Source organism: Aquisphaera insulae (assembly GCF_011064615.1).
Lineage (GTDB): Bacteria > Planctomycetota > Planctomycetia > Isosphaerales > Isosphaeraceae > Aquisphaera > Aquisphaera insulae.
Genome location: NZ_JAALJH010000092.1, coordinates 16,734 through 32,585, shown reverse-complemented (window position 1 = coordinate 32,585; position 15,852 = coordinate 16,734). Strand labels below are relative to the sequence as shown.

Here is a 15,852-nt window from a genome sequence, read left to right as displayed (position 1 = left end):
AGGCCAGATGTTAGAATGGGTGGTCAGGAGGTTAGGCATGCCACTCCATGACTGGACTCGCGTCGATGCCGGGACGTATCACGACTTCCACCGGGGGTGGAGCATCGAGATTCGGAACCTGCTCAACCGCGGGATTCTGCCCGATGGCTACTTCGCCATGGCGGACCAGCGCGTCAGTGGACCGGAACCCGACGTCGTCGCGCTCGAGCGGACAGGCTCACGCCCTTCCGGCGGGATGGTCGTGACCGAGACGCCGCCCCGAATCAAGCAGACGGCCCGCGTTGAGACCGAGGCGGCGGCCTATGCTCGGCGGGCAGATCGGATCGCGATCCGTCACGGACTCGGTCGAGTCGTGGCGATGATCGAGCTGGTCTCACCCGGTAACAAGGACAGCAAGCACGCAATCGCCAGCTTCATCGCGAAGGCCGCGGACTTCGTTCGCACGGGCATCCACTTCCTCGTCGTCGATCCGTTCCCGCCCGGTCCCCGTGACCCCCACGGAATCGCCCAGACCCTCTGGGACGAACTCGTCGGCGAACCCCTTCCAGCACAGCCGCGGGACAGGCCCCGAATCGTCGCCGCCTTCGATGCCGGCGAACCTCTGGTCGCCTACGTGGAATCTCTGGCTGTCGGTGATCCTCTCCCCGAAGCGCCCCTCTTCCTGGCCCCGGGCTGGTACGTGAACGTCCCGCTCGAGGAAACGTACCGTGCCGCCTGGGATGTCACGCCTCGTCCGATTCAAGACTTAGTTTTCTAGGTGAACCATCTTGATTCACCCCGCACCTCGAGTTACGATTCACCTAACTTAATAAGTCAGGTGTTCGTGCAAAGGGGGTGGAGATTGCCCGAGCCGATCGCGGAATCGGATCCGAGCCCGCGCGAGCTGGATGTGCTCAAGGCGCTCTGGGAGCTGGGATCGGGGAGCGTGCGGGAGGTGCATCGGCGGATGTGCCCGGGGAACGAGCTGGCGTTCAACACGGTGCAGACGCTGCTGCGGATCATGGAGACGAAGGGCCTGGTCCGGCATCGCGCCGAGGGCCGGACGTTCGTCTACGAGCCGACCTACAGCCGGGATCGGGTGACGTCCCGGCTCCTGGACCGGGTCTTCGACGGGGCACTCGACCAGGTTGTCCTCAGCCTCCTTCAGGTCAAGGATGCCAGCGAGGCCGAGCTCCGGACGCTGGAGGACCTCATCGCCGAGGCGCGGAAGCGGAAGGCAACGGCGGGCCGGAAAAGGGAGGAGCGTTGAGATGAACGGGAATGATGCGTCCTTGATCCGGGCGGCGAGCGTCGCACTCGGGTCCCTGATCGTCCTGGGCCTGGGGAGCCTGGCCGTGGCTGGCGTGCGGCAGCCGGTCCGACGAGTCCGGATCATCCTCCTCGCCCTCGCGGGGGCCGCGATCGTTCCCCTCGTGGGTGGTCTGCCGATCGCCCCGCGATGGTCGTTCGCGATCCTGCCGTCAGCATCGTCAGCCGCGCCCGCGGAACCCGTCGAGACCGCGAGCCCGGGGGAGGCCCGGCCGATCGAAGTGACCTCGCTCGATCGTGCGGTGGAGGCACGGGGGAAGGCGGCGAGGGCGCATTCGCCCGCCCGGCCGATCGCGGAGCATGGTGTCCTTGCTCGATCCGAAACGACCCCGGCAAGTCGTCCCTGGCCGGTCCCGTCGGTCGGGACGATCGCCGCGTTCGTTTACGTCCTGGCGGCGGTCGCGATGGCCGGCTGGTGGTTGATGGGCCAGTGGGCGTTCTTGCGGGTCGTCCGGGGCTCCAGCCCGGCGCCGGAGTGGGTCCGCGAGCTGTTCGTGGAGATCGCCGGTCCGACTAGTGACTCGGTCCGATTGCTGGCGAGCGATCGCGTCGCGCTGCCGTTCACGAACACCTGGATCCGGCCCGTGATCCTGCTGCCGGAGTCGTTCTGCGACCGGAGCGAGGTCGAGGCACTACGGTATGCCCTGGCTCACGAGTGGTCGCACGTGGAGCGACGGGACGCCTGGGGCTGGGACCTCGCGGCGCTGGCAGGGCTGGCCCTCTTCTATCAACCGCTCTTCTGGTGGCTGAGGCGGCAGCTTCGGCTCGGTCAGGACTACCTGGCGGACGCCCGCGCGGCCGAGGTGGGCTCGGCGGAGAATTACGCGGCGTTCCTCGTTCGGCTCGCGCGAGCCACGAAGCCCGGGCCGGCGTGGCCCGCGCTCGGCATCGGCGGGCGTCGCTCGAACCTGCACAGGAGGGTCGTCATGCTGATTCAGGGCCAACATCTGGAGCGCCGCTGCCGGCCGGCCTGGAGCCTCGCCGTCGCCGCGGCCTTCGTCGTGATCGTCGTTGCGGCGTCCGGACTGCGGCTGGACGCGGCTCCGCTCGCGAAGGGAGACCATTCCGCGCAGGGCCAGGCGAAAGAGGCCGGCGAGACGCTCCACTACAAGGGGATCGTCAAGGACAAGGATACGGGCAAGCCCATCGCCGGGGCCACGGTGGTGGTGAGGCGATCGGTGAATTCCAGCCTGGAGAGTCGCGTCCTGGAGGAGTCCCACCATACGACCGCGGTGGACGGGACCTATGAGTTTACCGTCCCGCCGGACCAGGCCGCTGAACGGCTGCTCTACATCGAGCTGGATGTGACCCATCCCGAATATGCGACGCGGGCCGGGTTCGGCTACTCGCTGGGCATGACGCGCAAGAATGAAAAGCTCGGTGAGCGGCCGTTCTTCGAGTCGATCGAGTTGCGTCCCGCGAAGCCGGTGACTGGGAAGGTGGAAACGCCCGAGGGCAAGCCGGCGGTGAACGTCGAATTGCTGGCATACTCCCGAATCAGCAAATTGCCCCAGGGGCAGTTCGAGTACGGCTCGTTTGCCCGGACGAAGACGGCCGAGGATGGCTCGTTCCGCCTCCCGATCACCACGCCCGGCGACGGGATCGTCTGGATCTTACCCACAGATTTCGCACCCGAGATGCATGTCCTGGGTGAAGGCCAGCGCGGGGACCTCGGCACATTCCGGCTCAAGCCGGGAATCCGGCTGAGCGGGCGTGCCCTCGATGCGGATGGCAAGCCAAAGGCCGGGATGCTCGTAGAAGTTGACCGCGATCGTAACGAGGGGCCTCAGGCAGAGGCTCTGAATCACCTCATCGTTTCCGATGCCATTCAGCGGGTCGCCGAGACCGACGCCGAGGGCCGCTTCCAGGTTGATCCGCTGCCTCCCGGGACGTACACCGTGAAGCCCACGGACTTCGACTCTCGAGCGGACCGATCCGCGGGCTGGAAGCGTCGCGAGGCCCCGGGTCCCTTCCCATGGGCGAAGGTCGTTTTGAAGGAAGGCGAGACACCAGGTCAGGTCGAGATTCGCGAGCGGCCTTCGGTCCTCGTCGAGGGACACTGGATCGACAGTCAGGGTCGGCCCAAGACGGGCTGGTCGGGGACGCTTTTCGGTAAGCTTGGGGGAGAGCCTTGGTTCGATCAGACGAGGGTTGATGCACAGGGGCACTTCTCCGTCAAGGTGCCGCGAGGACTGACAGACGCACGGCTCGAGGTCATGCTCAACGAGCACGCCGCCGCACGGCACCGAATCAGGAAGGACGCTCCTCTCCGGGAGGGGCGGAGCATGTGGCTGGGCACGCTCGACCGGGATGTGAAGGAGATCGAGATCGTCCGCTACGTCGCGCCGGTCCTGGTCATCAACGCGACGACGAAGGACGGCAAGCAGGTGGACGGCTTCCAGGCCGCCGTGACTTATCTTGGAGGCGACGGGAAAAGCGAGCGGCAGATTGGTCTCTCGGGCGGCAAGAAAAAATCCCCCGAGGTCATCCAGGACGAGCAGAACGACGGCCGTTATCGGACGTCGCAGATGCTCCCGGACCGCGAGGTGAAGGTCGCGGTCTGGGCCGACCACTTCAAGCAGTTCGAGCGGACGGTGAAACTGCCCGAGGGGGCCGTCGAGGAGGTGAACCTCGTCCTCGAGCCGGAGTAAGGTCTCCAGGGCAGGAAGACAGAGGGAACTGGGGACTGGCTCCGAGTCTTCGAGGTGCCTGTCCCCAGTTCCCGCGTCCCCATTACCCGGCCCGGGCCGACCAGATATCCTGGAGTTCCAGAGGTCCCACCGCGCGACCCCGAACCCCCCCGCCGCCCCGAGCTTCCTGCCATGACCGGCTTGCTGCCGACTCTCGCCGCCTGGGCGTGTTGCCTGGCGTGCGCCCCGCCGCCTGATTCGAGTCCACGCGAGGTCATCTGCGAAAACGGCGTGCTCCGCCGGGCGGATAGCCGCGAGGAGGTCGCGCTCTTCGGCGTGAATTACTACCCGCCGCACTGGCAGAACTACCTCGACCTGAAGAAGCTGGGCGTCGACTTCGACGCCACCGTCCGCGACGACATGACGCACCTGAAGCGGATGGGGCTGGACCTCATCCGCATCCACGTCTTCGACCGCGAGATCAGCGACCGGCAGGGGAACCTCGTCGACAACGAGCACCTGAGGATCCTCGACCGGGTCATCGCCGAGGCCCGCGCACGGGGCGTTGCACTGGTGCTCACGCCGATCGCCTGGTGGCCCACGCCCAACCCGGGCGAGGGGTTTTCGAACGACTTCACCATGGCCCGGATGACCACCGATCCGGCCTCGCGGCCGCCGCAACGGCGCTATCTTCAGCAGTTCCTCGCACATCGAAACCGCTTCACGGGGATCGCCAACGGCGAGGACGCCAACATCGTCGCCCTGGAGCTGATCAACGAGCCGACGTACCCGGTCGGCGGGGCGACCGATGCCCAGGTGACGGACTACATCAACGACCTGACCGCCACGATCCGGGGCACCGGCTGCAAGAAGCCGCTCTTCTACAACGGCTGGCAGGGGCACCTCGCCGCCGTCGGCCGGTCCCGGGCCGATGGCTGCACCTTCGGCTGGTATCCCTCCGGGCTGGTCGCGGGACACTCGCTCCGCCGCAACTTCCTGCCCGCGGTGGCCGACTTCCCCGACATGCGCTCGCCCGACCTGAAGGGGAAGGCGATCGGCGTTTACGAGTTCGACTCCGCCGACGTCCCCGGCGGGTATCTCTATGTCGCCATGGCCCGATCGTTCCGCGCGGGCGGTGCCCAGTTCGCCGCCCAGTTCCAGTACGATCCGCTCCCCCTGGCCCCCTTCAACGCCGGCTGGCAGACGCATTATCTGAACCTCGTGTATGCACCGGGGCGGGCGCTCGGGTTCATGGTCGCGGCGGAGGCGTTTCGCACCCTGCCGAGGCGGCGATCCTGGGGTGAATACCCCGCGAGCAACGAGTTCGGCGGGACGACGGCGGATTCCCCGCGTTTCCGAATTCGCTACGAAGACGACCTGAGCGAGGCCGTCTCGCCGACCATCTTCGTGCACTCGAACGACACGACCACGAGGCCCCCCGCGCCCGAGCGGCTGGTCCGGATCGCGGGCGTCGGGCGGTCGCCGATCGTCGATTATGACGGCACCGGCGCGTACTTCCTCGATCGGCTGGCGCCGGGGCAGTGGCGGCTCGAGGTCTATCCGGATGCCGTCTGGGTCAACGATCCGTTCGGTCCGGACCGCCTCGACCGCGAGGTCTCTCGGGTCTACTGGCGTGAGCGGGCGATGCGGCTGGATCTCCCCGACCTGGGTCGCGATTTCGCCGTGCATTCGGTGGAAGGTCCCCGGTCCGTCGCCGTTGAGGCCGGCCGGTTCCGGGTCACGCCCGGCGTCTATCGGCTGACGCGTCACGGCCTGAAGGAGGCTCCCGTGGTCGTCGATCCGACGTTCGTCGCTCCGAAAGCGAAACCGGGCCGTCCGATCGCCGCCTGGCATGAGCCTGCGCCGGCGTGGGTCTCCGGCAAGCCCTTATCGGTGGGAGTGTCCGTGGCGGCCGAGGACGACCCGCGGGCGACGCTTCGTTACCGGAATTCGACGGACGCCTGGAAGACCGTGCCGCTGGCCCCAAGGAAGCCTTATCGGTACGAGGGCCTGATTCCGGGCGAGGACATGACGCCGGGCACGCTGGCCTACGTCATCGATGTGAAAGGCGGGAAGGGGGCTCGCCAGTTCCCCGGCGGGACGGACTCCTATGCGGTCGCCGTTTCGGACATTCGCGGGTCGATCCGGCTTTACGGCGGATCCGAGCCGCTCCGCGTCCAGGGCGACGAACAGGGCCGTGCGACGCCCGTGACGGACGGCGGCCGCGCGGCGATGCGGATCGCGATCCCCAGGTTCGGGCCGCCACCGTCGAGCATCAGCGTCCGCATCGGCGTGAACGAAAGGCTCGAGCCATGGCGTGACGCGCTCGCCGCGAGGACGTCCCTGCACCTGCGGCTCCGCGCGGGCGAGCCGGCCACCAGGGCCGTGGAGCTCGTCCTCATCGAGCGAGACGGCAGCCCATGGGGATGCTCGATCCCGCTGACGGAGACCTGGCAGGATGTTCGCGTCACCTGGGACCAGCTCCGCCACTTCGCCCACTGGAGCGGCCCCCCGAATCGCGGCCAGGCGGGGGATCATCTTCGGATCGAGGAGCTGGACGGGCTGAACCTCTGCATCGGGGCCTGGCAGGCGCCCGATCGGGCTCACGAGCCGCATGCGATCGAGATCGGGGAAATCCAGATCCAGGACTAACCCCAGAAGCACGGAGAAGGCGGGGGGGGAGACGGTATGAAGCGGATGGTCGGACTGCTCGGTCTCGTCGCGGGGATCATGGCGTCGGCGGTCGGTGCGGAGGAGGCGGGGCCGATGCCCTGGCTGGCGCGGGGGATCTGCGCGGACAGGCAGGTCCGGACCATGCCGCCGGAGTCGATCATGCGGCTGGGCGGGGAGGACGTCCGCGCGATCCGGGACATGGGGTTCCGCTTCCTCAAGCTGCTCGTGAATCCGGCCGTGGTGCAAAACGGACCGGCGCTAGACGTTCAGGCGATGGCCTACTTCGACGGCGTGATCGACGCGGCGGTGGCCGAGCGTCTGCCGGTCGTGGTCTGCGTCCACCCGGAGGACGAATACAAACGGAGGGTGGTCGGCAATGCCGAGGACTTCGAGAGGTTCCTGGCGTTCGAAACCAACCTGGGCCGTCATCTCGCCGGCCGCGTCCCGCCCGGGAGGCTCGCCTTGCAGTTGATGACGGAGCCCTACGGGACGAGCCCCGATCGCTCGGCCTGGAACCACTGGATCCGGCTTCAGACGCGGCTCTGGAAGGCGCTCCGGGGCGTGATGCCGGGTCATACGCTGATCCTCAGCAGCGATCAGGCCGGCTCGGTCGATGCGATGGCCGAGCTGGATCCGGTGGACGACGCCAACGTCCTCTACAGCTTCACATTCTATGAGCCACACCTGTTCAACTGGCAGGGGGGCACCTGGCGAGATGGGTTGATCCCTCGCCTGAGGGAGTTACCCTATCCATCGGGGCCGGACATCCTGAAGGACCTCCCGCGCTGGTTGGCCGCGATGCCCGAATCATTGCGGCCGGAGGCGAAGTCCCAGATCGAACGATACGCCGCCGAGCGCTGGGACCGCGCGGCCCTCGCCGCCCGAATCGACAAGGCGGTCGCCTGGCGCGAGAAACACGGCGGCCGTCCTCGCCTCTGGTGCGCCGAGTTCGGTTGCTACCAGGCCGGATGCCGGCCCGAGGATCGCGTCCGCTACCTCCGCGACATGCGGACGATCCTGGAAGAGCGGCAGATCGGCTGGTCCTACTGGTCGTACAACGAGGACTTCAGCGTCATGACCCGCGAGAGCAAGCACTTCTGGCCGCCGACCTCGCAGACGCCGGACCAGGAGGTGCTGGACGCCCTGGGGCTGAGGGGGGGCGGAAGAAGCTCCGCACCCTCACGGGCGGCTCGCGCGCTTGGTGGTGACCGACGGTATGCGGTCCATTCGATAGCCCACGGGGGACACGGATGAGGCGTGAGGTGGGAACTCCTCAGTGCATCGCGATCGCCTGATCGAGGGCCGTAAGCAAGTCTCGGATGAACGACGGGTCTCTACACTCGTAGGCCGATAACTCCCCTGCAGCAGTCGTGAGCACCACGCGATAGATGGGAGTCTTGCGCAAGAGTACTCCGATGCAACCTGGCCGTTCTACAAGTCCACGCGTCGAGACGATGTTCCTAATGGCATAAGTCTTCGACCCCACCATGAAGCGAGTCGGTGTGACCACGACATCGCCTCGATTGAATAGGACTTGTTCATCAACCATGGACTAACCCCATGCCGTGAGATTGTCCAACGACCTCGATGCAACAGATAGTCACGCCGTCGTCGACGGCGTGATCCAGCCCGACATAGCCTCCTCGTGGCGGCGGATGGCCGGGGCGTGCTCGAGGGTCTCGGCGATGAAGTCGAGGCCGTTGAGCAGGCGGTGACGCTGGGCTTCGGGGACGTCGAAGGGGATGGCGGCGGTGACGCCGTCGGCGCGGTGGAGGGTGATGACGCGCTCCTTCAGGTCGATCGTGACCTCGGTGGCCGAGGAGGCGAGTCCCGCGTCGGCGATCTGCTGCCAGTCGACCGGGTCGAGCTCGATCGGGAGCAGGCCGTTGTTGTAGGCGTTGCCCTCGAAGATGTCGGCGAATCCCTCCCCCTTGCCGGGGGCGATCACGGCGCGATACCCGGCCTGGGCGATCGCCCAGACGGCGTGCTCGCGGCTGGATCCGCAGCCGAAGTTGCGGCCGGCGACGAGGACCGTCGCGCCCTTCAGCGCGGGATCGTTGAGCGGGAAGTCCGGGGTATCAGGGCCGTGGGCATCCGGGTCGTCGATCGGCGGGGCTCCGCCGGGGACGTAGCGTTTGTCGGCGAAGAGGAGCTTGCCGTAGCCCGTGCGCTCGATCCGCTTCAGGTAGCGGGCCGGGATGATCAGGTCGGTGTTCACGTCGGTCCAGTTCAGGACGGCGACCCGGCCGCGGTGGGTGATGAAGGGTTCCATGAGGAGAGATCTCTGTAGGGGAGTGCCGTTGTTTGTCGTTGTGTTCGAGTGAATTGTCGCGGCCGGTCGCCCCCTCTCCCTAACCCTCCCCCACGGTGGGGGGAGGGGACCGGGGCGCCTCGGCCCTGGTCATGCGGGGAAGGGGGGAGGCGAGGGACGCCCCGGAAGCTCTCAGCGAGCGAGCAGTGCCCGGACGTCGGTGAACCGGCCCGTCACGGCGGCGGCGGCGGCCATGGAGGGGCTGACCAGGTGGGTCCGGCCGCCGGGGCCCTGTCGGCCCTCGAAGTTGCGGTTGCTGGTGCTGGCGGCGCGCTGGCCGGGCTGGAGGCGGTCCGGGTTCATCGCCAGGCACATGCTGCACCCGGCCTCGCGCCACTCGGCGCCGGCCTCGGAAAAGACGCGGTCCAGTCCCTCGGTCTCGGCCTGGAGGCGGACCTGCTCGCTGCCGGGGACGACGAGTGCCCGGACGCCCGGCGCGACGTGCCGGCCCCGGAAGACCTTCGCGGCGGAGCGGAGGTCCTCGATCCGGCCGTTGGTGCACGAGCCGATGAAGACGATGTCCACCGGGATCTGATCGACGGCCGTGCCCGGCTGAAGCCCCATGTACTCGAAGGCCCGCTGCGCGTCGTCGCGGGCGGCCGTCGGCAGGTCGCGAAGCTCGGGGAGGCGGCCCGTCACGTCCACGGTCATCGCCGGGGTCGTGCCCCAGGTCACCTGGGGGACGAGGTCGGAGGCATGGATCCGGACGTGGGCGTCGAAGGACGACGGGTCATCGGTCCTCAGCGTCTTCCAGTCGGCGATGGCGGCGTCGAGCGCCTTGCCCTTCGGGGCGAACTGGCGATCGGTGCCGGCGATGTACTCGATCGTCGTATCATCCGGCGCGATCAGGCCGGCGCGGGCGCCCGCCTCGATGGACATGTTGCAGACGGTCAGCCGGCCTTCCATCGAGAGGGCGGAGATCGCCGGCCCGTAGTACTCGATGACGTGTCCCGTACCGCCCCCGGTGCCGATGGCCCGGATGACCGCCAGGATGATGTCCTTGGGCTCGAGCCCGGCCGGCAGCGTGCCCGTCACCTCGATCCCGAGCGACGGCGGGCGCCTCCCCTGCCAGAGGGTCTGGGTGGCCAGGACGTGCTCCACCTCGCTGGTGCCGATGCCGAAGGCGAGCGCGCCGAAGGCGCCGTGGGTGCTGGTGTGGCTATCGCCGCAGACGATCGTGGTCCCGGGGAGCGTCAGGCCGAGCTCCGGCCCGATGACGTGGACGATCCCCTGCCGGCCGCTCTTGATGTCGTAGAGCGTGACGCCGAACTCCTCGCAGTTGGCGCGGAGGGTCTCCACCTGGCGTCGCGAGAGCGGGTCGCGGATGTCGAGCTGGTTCTCGGTCGGGACGTTATGGTCGACCGTCGCGAACGTGAGGTCGGGCCGGCGGGCCCTGCGATGGGCGAGGCGGAGGCCGTCGAACGCCTGCGGGCTGGTGACCTCGTGGACCAGGTGGCGATCGATGTAGAGCAGGGTGGCCTCGTCGGTGGAGGTCACCACGTGTCGGTTCCATACCTTCTGGAAAAGCGTCTCTGGCATGACCGCTAACCTTTACAAATCGTGGAGAGCCTGTGCGAGTCGGGGAGGGTGGATTGTGCCGGGCGGTCGACGGCGATCAGGCGGGGGCGAGCCCGGGCATGATCGGCGAGGACGGGAAGGCAGGCTCGTCCTCGCCGCCGCGGGCCATCTCGTCGGCGTGGTAGCTCGAGCGGACGAACGGGCCGGAGGCGACGTCGGCGAAGCCGAGCGACCGGGCGATGGCGCCGAGGCGGTCGAACTCCTCGGGCGGGAGATACCGGACGACCGGCAGGTGTCGGGCCGAGGGCTGGAGATACTGGCCCATGGTGATCAGGTCGCAGCCGTTGGCGCGGAGATCGGCCAGGGTCTCGAGGATCTCCTCGGTGGTCTCGCCGAGGCCCAGCATCAGGCCGCTCTTGGTCTTCGTCTCCGGGCTGACGTCCTTGACGTGGCGGATGACCGCCAGGCTGACCGCGTACTGGCTCTTGCGGCGGACGAACTGCTGGAGCCGGGCGACCGTCTCCAGGTTGTGGTTGAAGAGCTCGGGCTTGGCCTGGAGGACGATGTCGATGCAGTCCGGCCGCCCGTCGAAGTCCGGGGTGAGGACCTCGATGGTGGCCCCGGTCCGCTCCCGGACCGCCAGGACGCAGCGGCGGAAGTGATCGGCGCCGCCGTCGGGGAGGTCGTCGCGGGTGACGGACGTGATGACGACGTGCCGGAGGCCGAGCCGGGCGCAGGCCTCGGCGACGCGGTCGGGCTCGTCGGCCGCCACCGCCTCGGGCTTGCCTCGCTTCACGGCGCAGAAGCCGCACGGGCGGGTGCAGGTCTCGCCCAGGATCATGAACGTGGCCGTCCGGCGGGTCCAGCACTCCGACCGGTTGGGGCAGCGGGCGCTCTCGCAGATGGTCTCGAGCCCCAGCTCGGACACGAGGCGGTCGGTGAAGTAGGTGCCGCCGGAAGAGGGGATCGGCCGCTTCAGCCAGGGGGGAAGCCGTCGGGGGCGTGTCGGCGGTTCGTCACCTCGGCCGGGGATCTCATCCAGGACTGGGAGCGTAGGCATGGGACAGGACCTTGCGGCGGATCAGGGGATGGCCCGCATGAACATGGTATTCCTGCAGGTCGAGGACACGTCCGACGTGGCGGATGACCGCCTCTCTCACCCGGTGCATCGGGGCGGGACGCTGACGGCGAGACTCCATCGACGTCTGGCGGATGGGGGCCGAGTCCGGGCCCGGTTCCTCGATCAGGCTGAACGGGTCGAGCGACGGCCCCACGTTGATGGAGAATCCATGATAGGCGATCCAGCGGCTCACGGCCACGCCAACCGCGGCCACGCGAGCCCGGCCCAGGAAGATCCCGGGCCAGCCGGCCCGAGTCACGCCCTCCAGGTCGAATTCCCGGAGCACGCCGAGGATCACCTCGTGAAGTCGATCCACGTAACCGACAGGCGTCAGCCCCCCATGGTTCAGGGGATAGGCCAGGTAGGCGACGAGCTGGCCTGGCAGGTGGAGCACGCAATCGCCCCCCCGATTGACCCAGTGGACGCGGACCCCAAGGGCCCGCAGCGTCTCGTCGTCGGGGATGATGTGGGACCGGCTGCCGGACCGGCCCACGCTGATCGTCGGCGGGTGCTCGCAGAGTATCAGGGACGCCCCGCCCCGCTCGCCGAGGTCGTAGACCATCCGCCGTTGCAGGGCCTGGACCTCGAGGAAGTCCGAAAGCCCCAGGAGATGAACCTGCATCGACGTCGCGGAGGGCGGCTGCATCAGGAAACGATCCCCCCGACGATGAACACGTCGTTTCGGTCGCTGTCTCTCGAGTGACGAGGCAGGGCATGGCGACATCGCGTCGCGCGGACACCCTGCTCCCGTGTCCCGGGCCGATGTTCGCTGGGGCATCGGCGGGCTCGCGGGCCGATTCACTCTACAACCATTATGCGGAAACCGGCAAGTGCGAGGCCGGCGTGGCGAGCAGGCGAAGGGGGCGTCGACCCGGCGGGCGGGCGCCGGGGCGCGGGTGCGGCCAGGCTCAATACGCGTCGCCGCTGAGGAAGTCGCCCGAGGAGACGGTCCCCAGCGACCGCCAGATCGTACCGACGATCGTCTCCTTGACGAACCGGACGCTGCCGTCGCCGAGGAGGAGGTTCACCCCGCCGGGATGATAGCTGCGGCTCGTGATCGCACCGTAGGTGGGGCCGCCGGCCGCCTCCGGGATGCCCATCAAGTCGAGATCCACACCCGTGAAGCTGCTCGCGTTCGAGCCTCCGGAGCCTCGCCCCCCGCCAGCCGGCGGGATGACCTTCGTATTCGGCCCCCAGGCGGTCGTCACCCCGCTGTGAAGGACGCTGCCGTTGGCCCAGTCGGCGTGACCGACGGAGAGGGTTAATACGCTCCCATCCGTGACGACCGGCAGCACGGCCGCCGGGGGGATGTTCACTTCCAGCGGCTTCGACGGATTGTTGAACAGGGCGAGGGAGCTCAGGCCAGAGATCGAGGGCTGACCGGCTCGGACCTCGCTGGCCAGCAACGTGCTCGACAGGCCGTCGGCGAATTCCGCCAGCCGCCGATTCCTGTTCGTCGCGAAGGCCGATCGCGTCGGATAACTCCCGAACCCTCCCCACACGTACCAGTCACCCATCGACCAACCGTAGGTCGTCACGGCTGTCGTCGTCGCCCCCGCCGTCACCGACCAGGGCGAGACGTCGCTCGGGCAGATGAAGGAGCTGATCACCTGAGACGTGACGGTGAGGTTCGACGGATCCGCGTGGGGAAAATTGAAGTTGATCGCATTATAGAGAACGCCCTGCTCCAGGAAATTCAGGATTCGGGCGTTGACCCCCCAGTCTCCCACCCATTCGATGCCGGCCGGCTTCCCCTTCAAGAGCAGCGCCGGGGGCAGGCAGCCCGACTGTCCCTCGTACTGGTGGACGCCGAGCCCGAGCTGCTTGAGGTTGTTCGTGCACTGGATGCGGCGAGCCGCCTCGCGAGCCGCCTGCACGGCGGGCAGGAGCAGCGCGATCATGATGGCGAGGATCATCATCACCACGAGCAGCTCGATCAGGGTGAAGCCGGCTCGATGGACTCGGGTCATTGCGAGGGCTCGCGGAGAGGAGAGGTCGTCGGGCGGGTGCCGACGGACCCTCGGGGGATCGAGTGAACGCACCCCGACCCCAAGTAACGGATCCATGACTCCCGGGAGAGGAGGAGCGGGAGCGTCACCTCAGGTCTTGAATATAGTCTCGTCGCAGGGCACGTTCCAGACATCCGGAGGATTATCCCGCATCATGGTTCGATGCGTGAGGCGAGATGTCTCGAGCCGCATCCCGGGACTTCATATCGGATTGCGAGATGTGCGGCGCGAGCGGAAATCGGCCGTCGCGCCGTCATGGGGCGGGGATCTCGGGGCAGGCGTTCAGGAGTCGCTGGCCCTGATGCTCGTCGATCTCCAGCCGTTCCAGCAACCTTCGGCGGAGCGTCCTCATCAGGCGGTCGATGGTCTCGGGATCTTTGCATTCCTGGGAGATCATCCCGCCGGCCCGCTTGTCGTGGCCGCCGGCGCTCCCCATCCCCTCCACGACCCCTCGAAGGACCTCTCCCGCCCGGTCCCCGAGGCCGGCGGCCCGGAGCGAGAGTTTCAGATGTCCCTCGAAGAGGCCGATGGCCAGCGCCCAGTCGACTCGATCGAAGCGGATGAAGAAATCGGCGATCTCCGCGATGATGTCCGGCTGCGTGACCTCGCCGCACCAACTCACGATCACGTCCCGGTAGAGGAAGGCGTTGGAGAGGGCATGCTGGAAGGTGGCGAAGTGGCTCTGCGGGAGCTTCGGATTGCGGATCCGTGCCAGCAGGTCCTTGTTCGCGCGCGGATAGAGCCAGACGAGCGCCCCGTCATCCAGGCTGCTGGCCTCGCGCGGGTAGCCGGTCGTCTCGGACTCGATCCCGTAGAGCAGGGCCGTGGCGAGCTCCGGGGAGACGAGCACCTTCTGCTCGATCAGGTAGCCGGTGACCATCGTGCTGGTCGCGCCCATGTGCGTCCGGATGTCGCGGAAGAGGACGCCGGTGAGGTCCCCCCCGGTCTCGTGGTGATCGATGACCACCTGGGGGGACGTCTCCTCGCTCTCCCGGCGCCCGGTCCTGGGCTGGCTGTCGACCATGATGATGGCCGTCTCGGGATCCATGGTGACCGATCCGACCGGGATCAGCGGGATCGGGATCAGGTCGACCATCGCCCGGTTCTCCGCCCGGGCGATCATCCCCTCCACGGTGAGCAGGACCGGCTTGTCCGGCTGGGCCTGCTCGATGAGCGCCCGGAGCCCCAGCATGCTCGCCAGCGAGTCGGGGTCGGGATTGACGTGGGAGACGATCGCGACCCTTCGGAACGGCCCGAGGACCGCCAGCAGGCGCTCCGATCGGACGACCCGGGCGGGCTGGTCCTGGAGGTCTCTCGACTTCACGGCTGCGTCGGGCTCGGGATCGGTCATCGCGAGAGGACTTCCGGATGCCGGGGAACCGCCGGGAGCGAAGCCCCCGCCTGGTTCGCGGGATGCATCGCGGTCACGGCGAGTTTACGTCAATCACCCTCCGGTTGACCAGTCGGTCCTCGGGGCCCCTCCGCACGGATTGCCCCCGGACCCCCGCGCGACCGCTCCAGGTCGCGCCGTTGCTTCTCTCGGTAGTACGACTCGAGTTCCCGAATCGTCGCCTCCTCGACGAGGTGGCCCGACCGCCCCGGATCGTCGGCCGGCCCGGCTGCCCCCGCGCGGAGACCGTACTTGATCTCGAGTCCCTTGATGATCCGATCGAGCTCCTGGTCGTACCGCACCCGGTCCGCCGGCGAGAGCTCCACGAGGCCTCGGGAACCGGGGGAAGCTCGGGTCGCGAATGCCGCGAGCAGGCCGCAGAGGGCCAGGATCACCAGCAGGTCCAGGCGGGCGATCCGCCGGTCCTGTTCGGCCGGGGCGGGTAGATTCGCCACGTACATCATCGCCAGGATCCCGCCCAGGATGACCATCGACTGGACGGCAATCCTCGGCCCACGGATCTCCGGATAGCCGAGCGGGACGGCGACGAATGCCGGCAGCGCGACCGCCCCCGCGATGGCCCCCCAGGTGTGGACCCGGCGCGGCTGTGCCCACGCGAATCGCCCCGGATCGCCCCCCGCCGCACGGCCCTGCGAACGGACGTAGGTCGCGACGAGCGAGACGGCCAGCCCCCCCATCCAGGCGAGCAAGGCCGCCCCGTAGATCGCGTCGAAGATCCCGAGCAAGATCCGAGCTGACAACCGAGTCGCCCCCGCGGCAATCCTCCCCTCGACCCGGAACCGGCGGCCTCCCGCCGACCTGTCGCGTCATTCTACCACGAGGGGGAGGGCGTGAGGCCGGACCAAATCCGGCCTCCGGGCTCGCCCGCGAAG

The 15,852-nt window shown here is 68.2% G+C and carries 12 protein-coding genes; 5 read left to right on the top strand and 7 right to left on the bottom strand.

The annotated features are described in order from the left end of the window. The first annotated feature begins 37 nt into the window (after positions 1-37). The 5 genes from G6O54_RS30955 to G6O54_RS30935 all read left to right on the top strand — a co-directional run bounded on the left by G6O54_RS30955 (position 38) and on the right by G6O54_RS30935 (position 7,865). Positions 38-757 (top strand): DUF4058 family protein, encoded by a 720-nt coding sequence (locus G6O54_RS30955; protein ID WP_165232577.1) that lies wholly within the window; start codon positions 38-40, stop codon positions 755-757. 84 nt (positions 758-841) lie between these two features. Further along, positions 842-1,249 carry a BlaI/MecI/CopY family transcriptional regulator gene (locus G6O54_RS30950; protein ID WP_205679093.1) on the top strand — a complete coding sequence of 136 codons (408 nt, stop codon included), beginning with the start codon at positions 842-844 and terminating at the stop codon, positions 1,247-1,249. Between the two features lies 1 nt (position 1,250). After that, a complete protein-coding gene (locus G6O54_RS30945) occupies positions 1,251-3,959 on the top strand; it encodes a M56 family metallopeptidase (protein WP_165232574.1) in 2,709 nt (902 codons plus the stop codon). 171 nt (positions 3,960-4,130) lie between these two features. Continuing rightward, positions 4,131-6,590 (top strand): cellulase family glycosylhydrolase, encoded by a 2,460-nt coding sequence (locus G6O54_RS30940; protein ID WP_165232571.1) that lies wholly within the window; start codon positions 4,131-4,133, stop codon positions 6,588-6,590. A gap of 36 nt (positions 6,591-6,626) precedes the next feature. Further along, positions 6,627-7,865 carry a glycoside hydrolase family 5 protein gene (locus G6O54_RS30935; RefSeq protein WP_165232568.1) on the top strand — a complete coding sequence of 413 codons (1,239 nt, stop codon included), beginning with the start codon at positions 6,627-6,629 and terminating at the stop codon, positions 7,863-7,865. Positions 7,866-8,211: 346 nt separating this feature from the next. Here G6O54_RS30935 and leuD read toward each other — a convergent pair whose 3' ends face one another. The 7 genes from leuD to G6O54_RS30900 form a co-directional block, all read right to left on the bottom strand. Then, positions 8,212-8,883, bottom strand: coding sequence for a 3-isopropylmalate dehydratase small subunit (gene leuD, locus G6O54_RS30930; protein ID WP_165232565.1), 672 nt, complete (start codon positions 8,881-8,883; stop codon positions 8,212-8,214). A gap of 171 nt (positions 8,884-9,054) precedes the next feature. After that, positions 9,055-10,461: a 3-isopropylmalate dehydratase large subunit gene (gene leuC / locus G6O54_RS30925; protein ID WP_165232562.1), complete on the bottom strand. Its 1,407-nt coding sequence runs from the start codon at positions 10,459-10,461 to the stop codon at positions 9,055-9,057. 76 nt (positions 10,462-10,537) lie between these two features. Beyond that, entirely contained in the window at positions 10,538-11,500 is a 963-nt protein-coding gene (gene lipA, locus G6O54_RS30920) for a lipoyl synthase (RefSeq protein WP_165232559.1), read from the bottom strand. Continuing rightward, positions 11,475-12,206 (bottom strand): lipoyl(octanoyl) transferase LipB, encoded by a 732-nt coding sequence (lipB, locus tag G6O54_RS30915; RefSeq protein WP_165232555.1) that lies wholly within the window; start codon positions 12,204-12,206, stop codon positions 11,475-11,477. The genes lipA and lipB overlap by 26 nt, the downstream gene beginning before the upstream one ends. A 262-nt stretch (positions 12,207-12,468) precedes the next feature. Next, positions 12,469-13,530: a DUF1559 domain-containing protein gene (locus G6O54_RS30910; RefSeq protein ID WP_165232552.1), complete on the bottom strand. Its 1,062-nt coding sequence runs from the start codon at positions 13,528-13,530 to the stop codon at positions 12,469-12,471. 292 nt (positions 13,531-13,822) lie between these two features. Then, entirely contained in the window at positions 13,823-14,920 is a 1,098-nt protein-coding gene (locus G6O54_RS30905) for a DHH family phosphoesterase (protein WP_165232549.1), read from the bottom strand. Positions 14,921-15,009: 89 nt separating this feature from the next. After that, positions 15,010-15,720, bottom strand: a complete 711-nt coding sequence (locus G6O54_RS30900) for a hypothetical protein (protein WP_165232546.1) — start codon at positions 15,718-15,720, stop codon at positions 15,010-15,012. Between the last annotated feature and the right edge of the window lie 132 nt (positions 15,721-15,852).